Here is a 16,412-nt window from a genome sequence, read left to right as displayed (position 1 = left end):
AGAAGGGGCGACCTACGCCCGGATGGTGGATTTGGGAGTGAGGCGCGGGCCCCTCCCCCCCCCCCCCCCCCCCCCCCCCCCCCCCCCCCCCCCACCCCGCACCCCGTCCGACCCCCGTTCCCGCACCCCGTACCGTCCCCGAGCCGGTACCCGCACCCCGGAGAACCCCGTATGACCGTCACCGACCAGACCGTGCACGCCCGGCAGGCCCAGCCGGCCGAGGAGCGGTACGCCGCGGAACTCGCCTTCCTCGCCGCGCAGGACCCCGGCCCCCGCCCGCCCGGCTGGGCGCTGACGCCGCGTGCCGTCGTCACCTTCGTCTGCGGCAGCGGCGGCGTGGAGCTCGCCCTGCCCGGACGCACGGCGGGCCTGCCGTCGAAGCGGGAGATCGCGCCCAAGTTCGTCGGCGAGCGCGCCCTGGTGGAGCGGTGCGTGGTCACGCTGGCGGGGGAGCGCGGACTCCTCCTCACCGGCGAGCCCGGCACCGCCAAGTCGATGCTGTCCGAGCTCCTCGCGGCGGCCGTCAGCGGCACCAGCGCCCTCACCGTGCAGGGCACCGCCGGCACCACCGAGGACGCCTTCCGCTACGGCTGGAACTACGCCCTGCTGCTCGCCCAGGGCCCCACCTCCCAGGCCCTGGTGGACTCGCCCGTGCTCTCCGCCATGCGCACCGGCCGCGTGGTGCGGGTCGAGGAGATCACCCGCTGTCTGCCCGAGGTCCAGGACGCCCTGGTGTCCGTCCTGTCCGACCGGCGGATCACCGTGCCCGAACTCACGGCCACCGAGGACGCCGTGGTCGCCGCGGTCCCCGGGTTCACCGTCATCGCCACCGCCAACCTCCGCGACCGGGGCGTGTCGGAGATGTCCGCGGCGCTGAAGCGGCGCTTCAACTTCGAGACCGTCGACCCGATCGCCGACGCCGACGCCGAGGCGGTCCTGATCCGCCGCCAGGCCGTCGCGGCGGTCCAGCGGGCGGGCGCGGCCTTCGGCGTCGACGACGCCGTCCTGGACGCGCTGGTCACCGTCTTCCGCGACCTGCGCTCCGGCCGCTCCACCGAGGGCTGGGACGTGGAACGGCCCGGCACGGTCATGTCCACGGCCGAGGCTGTCCAGGTCGCGGCCTCCCTGGGCGTCGCGGCCGCCTACCTGCCCGGCGGCGACGTCCTCGACCTGCTGCCCGGCCACCTCCTCGGGGTCGTCCGCAAGGACGACCCCGCCGACCACGCCCGTCTCCTGGGCTACTGGGACGGCCCGGTCCGCCGCCGCGCCGAGAACGGCTCCGCCATGTGGCGCCGCCTCTGGGACCTGCGCGGGAGCCTGCGGTGACGACCCTCGACCCACGGGCCGCCGTCGACGCGCTCGCCGCGTCGCGCGCGCCGTACCTGCTGGGGGTGCGCCACCACAGCCCCGCCCTCGCCGCGGTGGTGCCCGCGCTCCTCGACGACGCCGGGGCCGAGGTCGTCTGCGTGGAACTCCCCGCCGACTTCCAGCCCTGGCTGGAGCACCTGTCCCACCCCGAGACCGTCGCCCCGGTGGCCCTGGCCGGCACGGGCGAGGCCGGCCGCCTGTCGTTCTACCCCTTCGCCGACTTCTCGCCGGAGCTGGCGGCCCTGCGCTGGGCCCGCGACCGGGGGGCCGAGGTCGTCTGCTGTGACCTGCCCCTCTCCGACCCCGGCTGGAACCCGGCCGGGACGGCCCCCGGCGAGGACGGGGAGCCCGGCCGTCGGCGCTCCTACGCCGACGCGCTCTCCGCCGCCGCCACCGGCCGGGACGGCGACGACATGTGGGACCGGGCCGTGGAGGTCCTGGCGCCCGGCAGCTCCCCGGAGGCCGTGCGCCGCGCGGCGCTGGGCGTCGGCTGGGCCCTCCGCGCCGACGCCGCCGTCCCCTCCACCGACCTGGCCCGCGAGGAGCGGATGCGCCGGGTGATCGCCGAGGCATCCGCCGGCGGGCGCCGAGTCGCCGCGGTGATCGGCGCGTTCCACGCGCCGGCCCTGGCCGCCGGGACGGGCGGGGACACCGCGCCGGAACCCCGGGCCGACAGGGGCCCCGGCCCGGCGGACGAGACCCCCGAACCGACGGGCTCCGACGCGCCGGTGACCTCCCTCGTGCCCTACTCCTTCGACCTGCTCGACGCACGCTCCGGCTACCCGGCCGGCATCCGCGACCCCCGGTGGCAGCAGGCCGTCCTCACCGCCGCCGGCGATCCGGACCGCCTCCGCGAGGCCGCCGCCGCGGCGCTGACCGGGCTGTGCCGCGAGCTGCGCCGCGCCGGCCACACCGCGGGCACCGGCGAGGCCGCCGAGACGCTGCGGCTGGCGTGCGACCTGGCCTCGCTGCGCGGACTGCCCGCGCCGGGGCGCGGAGAGCTCCTGGAGGCCGTGACGACCGTGCTCGGCCAGGGCGAACCCCTGGGCCGGGGACGGGCGCTGGCGGCGGCGCTGGAGGCCGTGTTCGTCGGCACGGCACGCGGCAGGATCAGCCCGCACGCCCCCCGCTCCGGACTGGGCCCTTCGGTCGAGGAGGAGCTCGCGGCCCTCCGGCTCCCGCGTCCCGACCAGCCCGAGCCGCGCGAGGTGCGCCTCGACCCGCTCCGCTCGGCCCTGGACGGCCGCCGCGAGGTGCTGCTCCAGCGCCTCCTGGTCATCGGCGCCTCCTACGGCGAACCCGTCGCCGTCGCCGCCACCGGCGACGGCACCGCGCTCGGCACCAAGTGGCGGCTGACGTGGACGCCGTCCGTCCCGGCTCGGCTCGACCTCGCCGGCGCCCGCGGCGTGACCGCGGAACAGGCCGCCGCGGGCACGCTCGCCGACACCGCCCGCCGCGAGGCCGCCGAGGGCGGACCGACACCCGCCCAGATCCTGGCGGGGCTCGCCGCCGCAGCCCGCTGCGACCTGCCCGACCTGGTCGACACCCGGCTCCACGAGGCGGCCGACGTCCTGCCCGCCACCGCCGACCTGCCCGAACTCCTCGCGGCACTCGACCTGCTGGAGGGCATACGGCGCGGCCACCACCCCGGCACCACCGAGCCCGCCCGGGACCTGGCGGCCGCCCTCACCGGCGAACTCCTGGAGGCCGCCGTCCGCGCCCTGCCCGGGCTGGCCGGGAGCGACACCGCGGAGGACGCGGGGGCGCTGGTCGCCCTGGCGGACCGCACCGCCGCCCGGCACCTCGGGCTCCGGCTCGACAGCGCCCTCGCCGCCCTCGTCGCCGACGCGTCGCCGCTGATGCAGGGCGCCGCACTCGCCGTGCGCGTCCTGCTCGACCTCGACCCCGCGGCCGGCCTCGGCGACCGGGTGGCCGGCTGGATCGACGCGGCGACCGCGCCCGACACCCGGCGCGCCCTCACCAAGCGCCTCGCCGGTCTCCTGACGGCCGCGGGCCCGCTGCTCCAGGCGTCCCCGGACGTGCTCTCCCCGCTCCTCGACCGCGTGGACGAGCTGGACGACCAGGGCTTCCTCGACCGGCTGCCCGCCCTGCGGGGAGGTTTCGACGCGCTGGCCCCGGCCGCCCGCGAACGGCTCCTCGCCACGGTCACCGAACGCCTCGGCGACCGGCTCGACCTCTCCCTCGACGCCCCGCCGGAACTCCTCGCCCTGTGGGCGGCGGCCGACGCCGCCGGCATGGCCGCGCTCAAGGCCCTCGCCCTGACCGGACCCGAGACACCGGCCGCGCCGGACGCCTCGCGCCGGATGCCGGACGGCGCCGCCGCCGGGGCCGGGCCGGGCGGCCCGGACACCGCCGCGACGGCCGGGGCGCACCCCGCCGGCGCCGTGGACACGGTTCCCCGTGCCCCGGCGGACGCCGCCCCCGCCGGCGCGCCGGACGACCACGCCCTCGCCACCGCCGACCGGTGGCGGCTCCTGCTCGGCCGTCACCGCGACCGTCTGTCCGCCGACGCCCGCCGGTACGCCCGCGCGCTGGACGAGCTGTACGGCGGCGGGCGGGGAGAAGGCGCCGACGACCCGGACGCGGGATCGGGCCCGGGCGGCGGCCAGGAGGCGTCGTTCCCCACCGCGCGCGAGTGGTCGCAGGAGCTGGAGGCCCTCTTCGGCGCCGACGTGCGGGAAGAGGTGCTCGCCGAGGCCGCCGACGCCGGCCGCGCCGACGTCCTGGCGCAGCTGGACCCTGCGGCGGTCCGCCCGTCGGTGGAGCTGCTGCGTTCGGTGCTCTCGCTCGCCGGCGGCATGCCCGAGGCCCGGCTCGCCCGGCTCCGTCCGCTGGTGAAGCGGCTCGTCGACGAGCTCGCCCGCGAGCTGGCGACGCGGCTCAGGCCGACGCTCTCCGGACTCGCCACCCCGCGCCCCACCCGCCGTCCCGGCGGCCGCCTCGACCTGGCCCGCACCGTGCGCGCCAACCTCGCCCACGCCCGCCGCACCGACGACGGACGCGTGGTGGTCGTCCCGGAACGGCCGGTGTTCAGCACCCGGGCGAGCAAGGAGGCGGACTGGCGGCTGATCCTGGTCGTCGACGTCTCCGGCTCGATGGAGGCGTCGGTGATCTGGTCGGCGCTGACCGCCGCCGTCCTCGGCGGGGTGCCCACCCTCTCCACGCACTTCCTGGCCTTCTCCACGCAGGTGGTGGACCTCTCGGACCGGGTCGAGGACCCGCTCTCGCTGCTCCTGGAGGTCCGGGTCGGCGGCGGCACCCACATCGCGGCCGCCCTCGCCCACGCCCGTTCCCTGATGACCGTGCCGAGCCGCACCCTCGTCGTCGTGGTCAGCGACTTCGAGGAAGGCGCCCCCCTCGCCGGACTCCTCGGCGAGGTCCGCGCCCTCGCCGCCTCCGGCGCCCATCTGCTGGGCTGCGCCGCCCTCGACGACGCCGGCGCGCCGCGCTACTCGGTGCCCGTCGCCCGCCGCCTCGTCGCCGCCGGCATGCCGGTGGCCGCCCTCAGCCCCCTCGCCCTCGCCCGCTGGGTCGGCGACCGCCTCCGTGGAGAAGCCCGTTGAACCCCGACGACCTGCCACCCGTCGCCCCCGACGTCCTCGCCGAGGCAGTGGAGCAGCTCAGCGCACGGCTGCGCAAGAAGCTCGACGCCGCCACCGCGGCGTGCGCCGAGCACGCCGTCCCCGCGGAGGACGGTTCCGTCACGCTGCGTTTCGGTGAGGACGCCGTGGTCACCCTCCGCCCCGGCCCCCTGGGTACGGTCACCCGGCCCGAACAGGCCCTCTGCACCTGTCTGCTGGCCCCCCGCTGCCTCCACCGGGCGGCCGCCCTCGGCGCGGCGCCGATCGCGGACGCCGAGCAGGCGCCGGCCGCCGGGGAGGCGGGTGCCGCCGACGGCACGGCGTCGACGGCGGACGCGGGCGGCGCCCCGGAGAACGCCGCCGAGGAGGCGCGCACGGCGGGAGATCCCGCGCCGGGCGGCCCGACCACGGCCCCCGCGTCCGCGCCGTCCTCCGGGCCCCCGCCCTCCGAGTCCTCCGCCCCCGCGGTGCTGACGGCCGGCCAGGTCCGGGCGGCGGAGGCGCTGTGGGCGGCGGGTGCCGAGGCGCTGGCCGCGGGGGTGACGGCCGGCGGGGCCGTGGTGCAGGCGGAGCTGCTGCGCGCGGCGCACACCGTGCGGCTGGCCGGGCTGCCCCGGGCCGAGGCCGCCGCCCTGCGCGTGGTGCGGGGGCTGCGCTCGGCGCGGCAGCGCGGGCAGGGCCAGCGGCTCGCCGACCTGGCGGACGCCTTCCGTGACCTGCTCGCCGGCGCGGCCCTCCTGATGTCCGGTGCGGCCGGGTCCGAGGCGGCGGGCTCGACGCGCCGGGCCTACGAACAGGGCGGCAGCCTGCGGGTGTTCGGTCTCTGCCGGGAGCCGGTGCTGTCGGCCACCGGCTACGGAGGGGTCGCCACCCACCTGGTGGGACAGGACGGTGCGGCCTATGCGGTGTCCGATGTGCGCCCCGGCGGTCTCGCCCGCGCCAGGGGCGCGGGCACGGCGTCCGTGACGCTCGGCGGGGGCGTGCTCGACCACGCCGGTCTGGCGCGCGGCGGCCTCCGGATCGTCGGTGCCACCGTCTCGGCGGACGGCCGCCTCGGCGCCGGCCGGGGCGTCAGCGCGACGCCGCTGCGCGGGGTCCACTGGTCCGAGGAGCCCGCGGCGGCGCTGTTCGCGCGGCCGGTCCGCGAGGCGACGGCCGCCGCGCTGGACGGTCTCGCCCGGGGGCAGGGCGGTGCCGAGGCGGGGTTGCTGGGGTGCGACGTGGAGGTGGTCGGCGCGGCGGGGGAGTACGTCGTGGTGCGCGTGGCCGGCGACGGCCCCTTGCTGCGGCTCCGTCCGGCCCACCCCCACCCCGACCTGCCGCACGCGGACAACCTGCGGCGCATCGCCGGGTACCCGGGCGTCCGGTTGAGGGTCCTGGGCCGTCCCGACCCGGACCGGGCCGCGACGCTCCGGCCGCTGGCCGTGGGAGCCGTGCCGGACGCGCCGCACACGCTGAGACTGCCGGACGAGTGGCTGGGCCGGGCCGACCTGGGGTACGACCGCCTTCAGGGTGCCCACTTCCCGCGCGGGGCGGCGGACTCCACGCCCCGGGGGCCGGTGACCACGGGGCCCGACCCCCTGGCGGACGCGCCGTTGTGGCGGGTGCGCCGGCTCCTGGAGACCGGTGTCGCGGGCGGCCGCCGGGCCGTGGCCGAGGCGGGCCGCGGGGCGGACGCGCCCGGCCTGTTCGCGCCGCTGCACCGCGCGGGTCTCGGCGGCGCCGCCCGGCTCGCGGCGGAGCTGGCGGCGGAGGCGGACCGGCGTCCCCGGGACTCCTTCGGCCGTCTCACCGACGCCTCGTCCGACGGCTACGCCCGTGCGTGGCTCGCCTCGGCCGCGCACCTGGCCGCCGCCGAACGCTCGCTGGTGATGGCGTCCTGGTCCTGACCCCGGCCGCCCCCGCGGGCGTCCGGGGCGGTTCGTCCGCGGACGGTCAGCCCTCCGCCTCCTTGCGTGCGCGGAAGGCCGCGGCCTTCGTGCGGTTCTGGCAGGCGGTCGAGCAGAACTGGCGGGCGGCGTTGCGGGAGGTGTCGACGTAGACGCGGTCGCAGCGCTCGGCGTGGCAGACGCCGAGGCGGCTCGCGAGGCTGCCGCCGACGGCCAGGGCGAGGGCGGTGGCGCAGGCGGCGGAGTGACCGGTGGCGAAGGTGTCGTCGGCCCCGTGGAAGTGCAGTCGCCAGGGCGGGGCGCCCGTCTCGTCCCCCGCCCGGCCGGCTTCGGGGGTGCGGCCGAGGCGGGGCCGGGCGCCGGTGTCGCGCAGGAGGTCGTTGACGGTGGCTGCGGCGGTGTCGGGGTCGTCGTCGTCCATGGCGCGGAAGACCTCGCGCAGAGCCCGGGCCGTGGTGGCGAGCGCTGCGGCCTGGCCGGCGTCGAGGGTGCGCGGGAGGGAGCCGGAGACGTCGGCGACCGCGGCCTCGACCGCCGCCAGGAGGTCCGGTCCCTCCGGGGCCGGATGCGGACGGCCGCGGGCCTCGCCGGCGGTCACTGCGTTCACGAGCGATACCGCGTACTCCAGCAGCACCGCGACGTGACTGTCGAACATCACTTGACCAGTCACTCCTCGATGGTTAGCGTGCGTGACTGACGATAGTCGATTGGACAGTCACGTGAGAGGGGCGGGATGCCGCGGACCGTATGGCTTCTGGTGGCGGCGCGGGCGATCAACCGGCTCGGCGCCTTCTCGCTGCCCTTCCTGACCGTGCTGATCAGCGCCGACTTCGGCGCGAGCGTCACCACCGCGGGCCTGCTCTCGGCCGCCTTCGGCCTCGCGACCATCCCGTCCCGGCTCGCCGGGGGCCGACTGGCCACCCGGATCGGACGGCGGCGCACGATCGTCCTCGGACTCACCGGGTGCGCCGCCGCCCAGCTCGGCATCGCCGCCGCCGGCTCCCTCGCCGAGGTGGCGGTCCTCGCCGTGCTGCTCGGGCTGTTCTTCGAGCTGTACGAGCCGCCCAGCCAGGGCCTGATCGCCGACGCGGTCGGCCCCGCCGAACGGGTCCGCGCCTACGGCCTCTTCAACGCCGCCCTCGCCGCCGGCGGCACCGGCGCGGGCCTGATCGCCGCGGCCCTGGGCCGCTGGGACCTGCGATGGCTCTTCGTCGCCGACGCGGTGACCTGTCTCCTGTGCGCGCTGGTCCTGCGCCTCGCGCTCCCCGCCGACCCCGCGGGCCGCCCCGCCCCCGGGACCGCCGGCCCCGCGGAGCCCGTACGGCCGTGGCGGGACCGGGCCCTGCGGGCCGTCTTCCTCTCGGGAACGCTGTTCGCGCTGGTCACCACACAGATCACGATGGGACTGCCGCTGACGCTGGCCCGCCGCGGCCTCGAACCCGCCGACGCCGGGCTGCTCTTCACGGCCTCGGCAGTGACGGTCGTCGCCTGCCAGCCCCTCCTGCGCCTGCGCCCGCTCGCCTCGCTCCCCGACCCCGCGGCCCTCGCCCTCGGTCACGTCCTCCTCGCGGCCGGCCTGGCCGGCTACGCCGTCGCGTCCGCGCTCCCGGCGTTCACGGCGGCCACGCTGGTGTGGACCCTCGGCGACGTCCTGATCCTCGGCCGGGTCCTCACCGTGGTCGCGGACCTGGCCCCGCGCGGCGGCACCGACCGGTATCTCGCCGCGTACGGCATCAGCTGGGGCATCGCGACCGTCCTCGCCCCCGTCACCTCGACGCAGCTGCTCGCCCACGTCGGGGCCGGTGCCCTGTGGTCCGGCACGGCGGCCCTCTGCCTCGCCCTGGCGGCGGCCCAGCTCCTCGTCGTCGGACCGCTCGTCCGAGCGGCGGGGGAGCGCCGCGCCGCTCCGGCCCCGGGCGGGGCCGCGCCGCGGACCGCGACGCCCCGCTGAGAGCCGCGGGAGCGGACGCCCCGGGCCCGCTCCCCGCGCGGGCCGACGACGGGAAGCGGGCCCGGGGCGACCGGTGACCGGGTCAGTGGCCCTCGGCGGCGGACGTCGCCACGGTCGTCGGATTCGTGTCGAGCGGGCGCAGGAAGCGCCGCTCGTACCGCTTGATGCAGCCGGTGGTGCGGGCCAGCTCGAAGGCCGCCCGGCACTCCGGGTCCTCGAAGCTGGCGTTGCGGTAGACCTCGTACTCGGCGAGGCCGGGGAAGGAGAACAGGGCGTACGCGATGTCGCTGTCCCCCTCGCCGGGGAGGAAGTAGCCGTGGTGGGTGCCGCCGAAGCGGTTGACGAGGACGATCCAGCGGCGGCCGTACTCCTCGAAGTCCTCCAGCTTGTCGGCGTCGATCTCGTACTTCAGATGAATGGTGATCATGCTCCAGTGTCCCTCCGGTCGTCGGATTTCCGGCACCTCACGGCGCGTCGGTCCTCACCGGCCGCCGCAGGAGATAGGCGGCGGCGGACGCGACGAGCACGAGCATGCACCCGGTGAAGACCAGCCCCGCGCTCTCCAGGCCCAGGGGATCGGCCAGCAGGCCGACGCCGATCACGGGGATCGAGATGCCGGTGTACGCCACCACGAACAGGGTCGAGATCACCGCGGCGCGCTGGGCGGGCGGCGCCGCCCCGGCGACCGCGGAGAGCGCGGCACGGAACGAGAGGCCCTGCCCGACGCCCCCGACCACGGCGGCGAGGACCACGAGGACCAGGAGGTCGGTGGCCAGGGCCCCGGCGAGCAGGGCGAGTCCGGCGAAGAGCACGGCGCAGCCCAGCGGCAGCGACCGGCGCACCCCCACCCGGCCGACGGCGATCTGCCCGGCGGTGGAGGAGAAGAAGGCCAGTGCGACGATCAGGCCCGTCACCGCGTGGTTGTCCACGTGCAGGTACCGGGAGAGAAAGGCGGGGCTGACCGAGGTGAACACGCCAAAGAGGGCGAAGCCCGCGAAGGAGGCGATCGCCGCCGGGAAGAAGACGCTCCGCACCGGGGCGGGCAGCGCGGGGCGCTGCGGCCGCACCGCGCTCAGCGGCCGGCGGTCCCGCACGGTCTCCGGGAGCGCGAGCACCACGACGACGGACACGGCCACCAGCGCGAGGTGCACGGCGAACGGCAGCAGCAGCGGCTCGGCCGCGTACTCCGCGAGGAGCCCGGCGAGCAGGGGGCCGCAGCCGAGTCCGCCCATGTTGGCGGCCGTCGCCACCAGCGTGGCGCGGGCGGCGCCGCCGGGCGGCGCCAGGTCCATGACGTAGGCGGTGGCGGCGCCCGTGAAGAGGCCGGCCGACAGGCCCGACAGGAGCCGGCCCGCGTACAGCCACCCCAGCCCCTCGGCGCTCAGGAAGCAGACGGCGCTCGCCGCCGCGAAACCGAGGCCCCACAGCAGCGTCGTGCGCCTGCCGACCGTGTCCGAGGCGTTACCCGCGAGCAGGAGCACACCGATGACCCCGAAGGCGTACACGGCGTACACGACGGTCACCGTCAGCTCGGAGAACCCGAACTTCTCCTGGTAGAGGGGGTACAACGGGGTCGGCAGCGTCGTGCCGGTCATCCCCACCACGAACACGGCCCCCGCGAGCAGGCACCGGAGCCACCCTTGACGATCACCAGCCATGCCGCCGACCGTAACCCCGGCGGCGGCGCCCGTCGCGGTGGCGCGAGCCCGCGATCGGGTTCAGTGGCCCAGGGAACGCTTCAGCTCGGCCTTGTTCATCGACGAGCGGCCGTGCAGGTTGCGGCGCCGCGCCTCGGCGTACAGCTGGTCGTACGTCGGGCCCTGGGCGCCGCTGTGCGAGCGCAGCCCGCCACGGCGTGAGGAGGAGATGTCCTCGACCGAACTCCTGCTGGCCGTCTTGGACTCGCCGGCGCGGGCCCGCTCCTTGTTGACGGTCCGGGCGGCGATCTCCTCGGCGCGCTCCTCACCCTCGCCGCGGTCCAGGGCGCTCTCCTTGATGTGCTCGTACTGCCGCTCGCGCTTGGCGTTCGATCCGCGGGGCATGGCCGTCTCCTCTCCGGTCGCGGCCGTTCGGCCTGTCGCGGGGCGCATGCCCGATCGGTCCCCTTGTATGCGAATCCGGGAGGGGCTCCCCGTAGAATCCTGAGCGCGGGCGAGGCCCGTCCGACAGGGACGGGCACACGTTCCTCACGGGTCCGCGCGGCGGTGGGACGGAGGGTGCCGTGACCGGTTCCGCAGGTCACCGGGGGCCCCCGCGGCGCGCCGTGGATCCCGGCTTCGCGGGGCTGACCGCCGAGAACCGCTGGCTGCGCTCCCGGCTCGCCCACCGTCACCTGCTCGACCTCGCCACCGGGATCCTCGCCGCCCAGATGCGGCTCGCCCCCGCGGAGGCGGCCGCGTACCTGACCTCCCTCGCCCAGGCGACCGGTCTGTCGGCCGACGACATCGCGGCCGACGTCGTGGACGCGGCCGGCGGGGACCGGCGGTCCGGCACCGCGCCGCTCCCCGAGAGCGGCGACCACGCCGTCGCCCACCTCGCCGAACGCCGGCGGACCCGCCGCACGGCCGCCCAGGCGGAGACCGCCGACACCGCCGGCGAGGCGGCCGGGGTCCTGCTGGCCGGCGGCCTCGCGGCGCTCGGCGCGGACAGTCTGTGGCTGTGGGAGCACACCGGGCCCGGCTGCCTGCGCCTCACCGGCCACGCGGGGGTGGGCGCGGCCGAGGCAGTGGTGTGGCAGTGGATCCCGCCGGCGGCACCGGAGCCGTTCCGCTCCGTCCTCGCGGAGGGTGCGGAGGTCTGGCTGGAGCGAGGCCCGGCCGCGGGCGTCCGGCTCCCCGGGCCGTCGGACGACGCGGCGCGCGCCCTGCTGCCACTGACCCGGCGCGACCGGACCGTGGGCGTCGCGCTCGTCGGCTGGCCGGGGCCGACGGACCTCGACGCCGGCGCGCGCCGGTCCGTCACGGGGCTCCTGGAGGTGGCGGGCACGGTCCTGGGCATCGCCGACAGCGACCGGTCGGCCCTCCCCGCGCTCGTCGACGTCCTCGACGCCCTCGCCCATCCGGCGGCCCTCCTGCGCATGCTCGGTGGTTCCGGTGCCGCGGTGGCCGTCGAGCACGTGAACGACGAGGCCGCCGCGGCGCTCGGCAGCGCGGCCCCGGCGGACGTCTCCTCCCTCGCCCGCGCCTTCCCCCAGGTCCACACGGAGCTCGCCCGCCTGGCCCGGCGGGCCGTCGGCACCACGCGCGTCCAGCGCGCCGCGCGGCTGCCGGCCTCCGCCCTGGAGGGCGAGCTCCCGCCGCTGCTCGACGTGCGCGTCGTGCCCTTCGGCGAGGAGCACGCCGTCGTGCTGTGGCACACCGACGGCGCGCCCGGCCTCGCCGCCGCCCGGGCCGTCGCCCGGCTGCAGAGCGTGGCCCCCTTCCAGGACAGCCTGACCGGCGGCGACACGGTGTGGGCGCCCCAGGCGTACGGCATCCTCGGCAGGGACAGGACCGACGCGCCGATCCCGCTCGCCGGGCTCCGCGCGATCGTGCACGAGGACGACGCCGGAGCCCTCGACGACCTCCTGGCGACGCTGACCGAGCGGCAGTCGGGCGCGCAGGGCGTCCTGCGGATCGTGCTGCCCGACGGGACCGTCCGCCACGTGCGGGTCGCTGCGGAGCCGCTGATCGCCGACGGCGGGGTCACCGGGCTCGCCGGCGTCTACCAGGACGTCTCCGACAGCCGTCGCACCGAGGCCGCCCTCACGGCCACCTTCGACCACCTCACCGCCGTCCACGACCAGTCCGAGGTCCGCCACCAGCTCGCGCTCCAGCTCCAGCAGGCGATCGTGCCCGAGGTGCCCGGCCTGCAGGAGCTGCCCGGCGGGCTCGTGGTGGCCGCCCGGTACCGGCCGGCCGCGGAGGAGTACCGGGTCGGCGGCGACTGGTACGACGTCCTCGCCCTGCCCGACGGCAAGGTCCTCGTGGCCGTCGGCGACATCGCCGGACACGGCATCGACTCCGTCACCGGCATGGTCGCCCTCCGCAACGCCCAGCGGGCGCTCGCCTTCACCGGTCACTCCCCGCGGCGGCTGATGGGCTGGCTGAACGAGGTGACCCTGCGGACCGGGGGCGGCACCACCGCGACGGCCGTGTGCGCGCTGTACGACCCCGAGGACCACGGCCTGCTCTGGTCGAGCGCCGGACACCTGCCGATGCTGCTCCTGCGCGACGGTCGGGCCCGGCTCCTCGACCCGCCCCACGACATCCTGCTGGGCGCGGTGCCCTCGTTCTCCTACCGGGAGCAGCGGATCGGGCTGCGGCCGGGCGACACGCTGCTGCTCTACACCGACGGGCTCGTGGAGCGCCGCCACGCCGGTCTCGACGAGGGACTGGCGCTGTTCGCCGCCGAGGTCGAGCGGCTCGCGGACCACGAGCCGGACCGGCTGGTGGACGAGTTGCTGCGCACGGCGACCGGCGACACCGACGACGACACCAGCATCGTCGCCGTGCGGGTACGGGACGAGGGACCGGAGCGCTGACGGCGCCCTTCCGCCGGGGCCGCCCCCGTCCCGCCGGTACGGTGGGCCGCCCGTCAGTCCGAGAGCCAGTCGCCGATCTTGGCGGTCAGTTCGTCGCCGTCGACGGGCTTGGACACGTAGTCGTCGGCACCCGCCGCCAGGGCCTCCTCGCGGTCGCCCGGCATCGCCTTCGCGGTGACCACGATGACCGGGAGGTGCGCGCGGCCTGGCATGCCCCGGATGGCCTCGATCGCGGTGTAGCCGTCCATGCCGGCCATCATCACGTCCATCAGCACCAGCCGGACCTCGTCGTGCGCGGCGAGCAGGTCGAGACCGGCGCGGCCGCTGTCGGCGGTGAGCACGCGCAGGCCGTGGCCCTCCAGGACCTCGGTGAGCGCGAAGACGTTGCGTGCGTCGTCGTCGACGACCAGCACGGTCCGGCGTTCCGCGGTCTCGCCCGCCGTGTCGTGGGGCGCGGGGCGGACGGCGGGGGCGGGGGCGACGGGGAAGGAGGCGACGGAGGCGGGCGCGGAGTCCGGGGCGAGTGCACGGGCCGGCGGGAGCAGATGGCCGGCGGGCGGCGGGCCCGAGGCGGGCAGGTAGAACGTGAAGGTGCTGCCGCGGCCGGGGGCGCTCGTCGCCTCGATGGTGCCGCCGAGCAGGCCCGCCACCTCCCGGCTGATCGAGAGGCCGAGGCCGGTGCCGCCGTAGCGGCGGGCGGCGGTGCCGTCGCCCTGCTGGAACGCCTCGAAGACGTGCCGGAGCTGGCCCGCGGGGATGCCGATGCCGGTGTCGGTGATGCGGAAGGCGAGCACGGGCCGGCCGCCGAGGAACGCGGGCGGCGTCTCCTCGGGGGCCGCGTAGGCGACGGAGAGGGCCACCCGGCCCTCGTCGGTGAACTTCAGGGCGTTGGACAGCAGGTTGCGCAGGACTTGGCGGAGGCGCGACTCGTCGCTGTTCAGCTCGGTCGGCACGTCGTCCGCCAGGGAGAGGGTGAACGCGATCCCCCGTTCGTCGGCGACCGGCCCGAAGGTCGCCTCCAGGTACTCCATCAGCTGGCGGAGGGGGAACGGCTCCTGCCGGATGTCCATCTTCCCGGCCTCGACCTTCGACAGGTCGAGGATGTCGTTGATCAGCTGGAGCAGGTCGGAGCCGGCGGAGTGGATGACCTCCGCGTAGTCGGTCTGCTTCTCCGTCAGGTTCCCCTCGGTGTTCTGCGCGAGGAGCCGGGCCAGGATCAGCAGGCTGTTGAGCGGGGTCCGCAGTTCGTGGCTCATGTTGGCGAGGAACTCGGACTTGTAGGTGGAGGTGCGGGAGAGCTGCTGGGCGCGTACTTCCAGCTCCTGGCGGGCCTGTTCGATGACCAGGTTCTTGGACTCGATGTCCTTGTTCTGCTCGGCGAGGAGCGCGGCCTTCTCCTGCAGCTCCGCGTTGGACTGCTGGAGTTCCTTCTGCCGGCTCTGCAACTCGGCCGAACGCGACCGCAGTTCGTCGGCCAGTCGGCGGTACTGCCCCAGCAGCTCGTCGGTGCGCAGATTGGCCAGCAGGGAGCTGAGCACGGCACCGAAACTGTCCACGAACCGGTCGAGGAAGTCGCGCCGCAGCCCGGTGAACGGCCGGAGCGAGGCGAACTCGAGCGCCCCGAGGACCTGGTCCTCGACGACGATCGGCAGGACGACGAGGGTGCTCGGCTCGGCCGAACCCGTCCCGGAGGCGATGGTCGCGTAACCCTCCGGGACCTGTTCGACCAGGAGGGCGCGCCGGTCGCGGGCGGCCTGCCCCACGAGGGACTGGCCGAGGTGGAAGCGGCGCGGCGGGGTGTCGGGCCCGTCGGGCGAGCCGTACGAGGCGGTCATGACCAGCTCGGTCCCGTGCTCGCCGTCGCGGGCCACGAAGAAGGCGCCGTACTGGGCGGAGACCAGCGGGGGCACCTCGGCCATGATCAGTTCGGCGATCCCGGGCAGGCTCCGGGTCCCCTGCAGCAGCCCGGTGACGCGGGCGAGGTTGGTCTGCAGCCAGTCCTGGTCCTGGTTCGACCTCGTCGTGGCGCGCAGGGACTCCACCATCGAGTTGATGTTGTCGCGGAGGTCCCGGACCTCGCCCGGCGCGTCGACCGTGATCGAGCGGGTCAGGTCGCCCTCCGCGACGGCGCTGGTGACCTCGGCGATGGCGCGGACCTGGCGGGTCAGGTTGCCGGCGAGCTCGTTGACGTTCTCGGTCAGCCGCTTCCAGGTGCCGGAGACGCCCTCCACCTCGGCCTGGCCGCCGAGCTTGCCCTCCGTGCCGACCTCGCGGGCCACGCGGGTAACTTCGGCGGCGAAGGAGGACAGCTGGTCGACCATCGTGTTGATGGTCGTCTTCAGCTCCAGGATCTCGCCGCGCGCCGAGACGTCGATCCGGCTCGTCAGGTCGCCCTGGGCGACGGCGGTGGTGACCTGGGCGATGTTGCGCACCTGGTTGGTGAGGTTGTCGGCCATCGAGTTGACGTTGTCGGTGAGGTCCTTCCAGGTGCCGGAGACACCGTGGACCTCGGCCTGGCCGCCGAGCTTGCCCTCCGTGCCGACCTCCCGGGCCACCCGGGTGACCTCCTCGGCGAACGAGGAGAGCCGGTCGACCATGGTGTTGATGGTCTCCTTCAGCTCCAGGATCTCCCCGCGCGCGTCCACCCGGATCTTGCGCGTCAGGTCCCCGAGCGCGACCGCCGTGGCGACCTGGGCGATGGACCGCACCTGCGACGTCAGGTTGTCCGCCATCGTGTTGACGCCCGAGGTCAGCTCGCGCCACACGCCGCGGGCCCCCGGCTCGCGGATCCGGCCGCCCAGCAGCCCCTGGCCGCCGACCTCGCCGGCCACCCGGGTGACCTCGGAGGTGACGAGCGAGAGCTGGCCGACCATGTCGTTGTAGACGCCCGCGATCTCGCCGAGGATGCCGCCCCCGGCGTCGGGGAGCCGGACGGTGAGATCACCGTCCCGTACGGCGGTCAGCCCGGCGAGCAGCCGGCGCAGACCGTCCTCGCCGAGCTCGCCGTGCGTCATGTCCGTGCCGGGAGGGGAGCTGCGCTCTGCCATGAAGGACCTCGCACGGGTAGGGCGCGGGCCCGG

At 76.5% G+C, this 16,412-nt stretch carries 10 protein-coding genes; 5 read left to right on the top strand and 5 right to left on the bottom strand.

What is annotated here, in order from left to right:
* Positions 1–171: 171 nt before the first annotated feature.
* Genes ACZ60W_RS20090 through ACZ60W_RS20080 form a run of 3 tightly spaced genes read left to right on the top strand, consistent with a single transcriptional unit; the run spans position 172 to position 6,859 of the window.
* Positions 172–1,326, top strand: a complete 1,155-nt coding sequence (locus ACZ60W_RS20090; RefSeq protein ID WP_469756672.1) for an ATP-binding protein — start codon at positions 172–174, stop codon at positions 1,324–1,326.
* Positions 1,323–4,952 carry a DUF5682 family protein gene (locus ACZ60W_RS20085; RefSeq protein WP_469756671.1) on the top strand — a complete coding sequence of 1,210 codons (3,630 nt, stop codon included), beginning with the start codon at positions 1,323–1,325 and terminating at the stop codon, positions 4,950–4,952. The genes ACZ60W_RS20090 and ACZ60W_RS20085 overlap by 4 nt, the downstream gene beginning before the upstream one ends.
* Positions 4,949–6,859, top strand: coding sequence for a hypothetical protein (locus ACZ60W_RS20080; RefSeq protein WP_469756670.1), 1,911 nt, complete (start codon positions 4,949–4,951; stop codon positions 6,857–6,859). The genes ACZ60W_RS20085 and ACZ60W_RS20080 overlap by 4 nt, the downstream gene beginning before the upstream one ends.
* Before the next feature lie 46 nt (positions 6,860–6,905).
* On the opposite strand, the gene ACZ60W_RS20075 is transcribed toward ACZ60W_RS20080, so the two are convergent.
* The gene (locus tag ACZ60W_RS20075) at positions 6,906–7,514 is read right to left on the bottom strand and encodes a CGNR zinc finger domain-containing protein (protein ID WP_469756669.1); all 609 of its coding nucleotides are present in this window, start codon (positions 7,512–7,514) and stop codon (positions 6,906–6,908) included.
* 78 nt (positions 7,515–7,592) lie between these two features.
* On the opposite strand from ACZ60W_RS20075, the gene ACZ60W_RS20070 reads away from it, so the two are divergent.
* Positions 7,593–8,810: an MFS transporter gene (locus ACZ60W_RS20070; RefSeq protein ID WP_469756668.1), complete on the top strand. Its 1,218-nt coding sequence runs from the start codon at positions 7,593–7,595 to the stop codon at positions 8,808–8,810.
* A gap of 82 nt (positions 8,811–8,892) precedes the next feature.
* Here the strand turns inward: ACZ60W_RS20070 and ACZ60W_RS20065 are convergent, their stop codons facing one another.
* The 3 genes from ACZ60W_RS20065 to ACZ60W_RS20055 are packed head-to-tail and all read right to left on the bottom strand — an operon-like array spanning position 8,893 to position 10,852.
* On the bottom strand, positions 8,893–9,237 hold the full coding sequence (locus ACZ60W_RS20065) for an NIPSNAP family protein (protein ID WP_469756667.1): 345 nt from the start codon (positions 9,235–9,237) through the stop codon (positions 8,893–8,895).
* Positions 9,238–9,274: 37 nt separating this feature from the next.
* Positions 9,275–10,468 (bottom strand): MFS transporter, encoded by a 1,194-nt coding sequence (locus tag ACZ60W_RS20060; protein WP_469756666.1) that lies wholly within the window; start codon positions 10,466–10,468, stop codon positions 9,275–9,277.
* A 60-nt stretch (positions 10,469–10,528) separates the two neighbouring features.
* A complete protein-coding gene (locus tag ACZ60W_RS20055) occupies positions 10,529–10,852 on the bottom strand; it encodes a plasmid stabilization protein (protein WP_469756665.1) in 324 nt (107 codons plus the stop codon).
* A 179-nt stretch (positions 10,853–11,031) separates the two neighbouring features.
* On the opposite strand from ACZ60W_RS20055, the gene ACZ60W_RS20050 reads away from it, so the two are divergent.
* Entirely contained in the window at positions 11,032–13,332 is a 2,301-nt protein-coding gene (locus ACZ60W_RS20050) for a SpoIIE family protein phosphatase (protein WP_469756664.1), read from the top strand.
* 53 nt (positions 13,333–13,385) lie between these two features.
* On the opposite strand, the gene ACZ60W_RS20045 is transcribed toward ACZ60W_RS20050, so the two are convergent.
* A complete protein-coding gene (locus ACZ60W_RS20045; protein ID WP_469756663.1) occupies positions 13,386–16,379 on the bottom strand; it encodes a HAMP domain-containing protein in 2,994 nt (997 codons plus the stop codon).
* Positions 16,380–16,412: the final 33 nt, after the last annotated feature.

The sequence above is a fragment of the Streptomyces sp. NPDC104202 genome, from assembly GCF_055584185.1.
The sequence above is the reverse complement of the archived record's forward strand: the minus strand, read 5'-3'. Positions and strand labels throughout refer to the sequence as shown.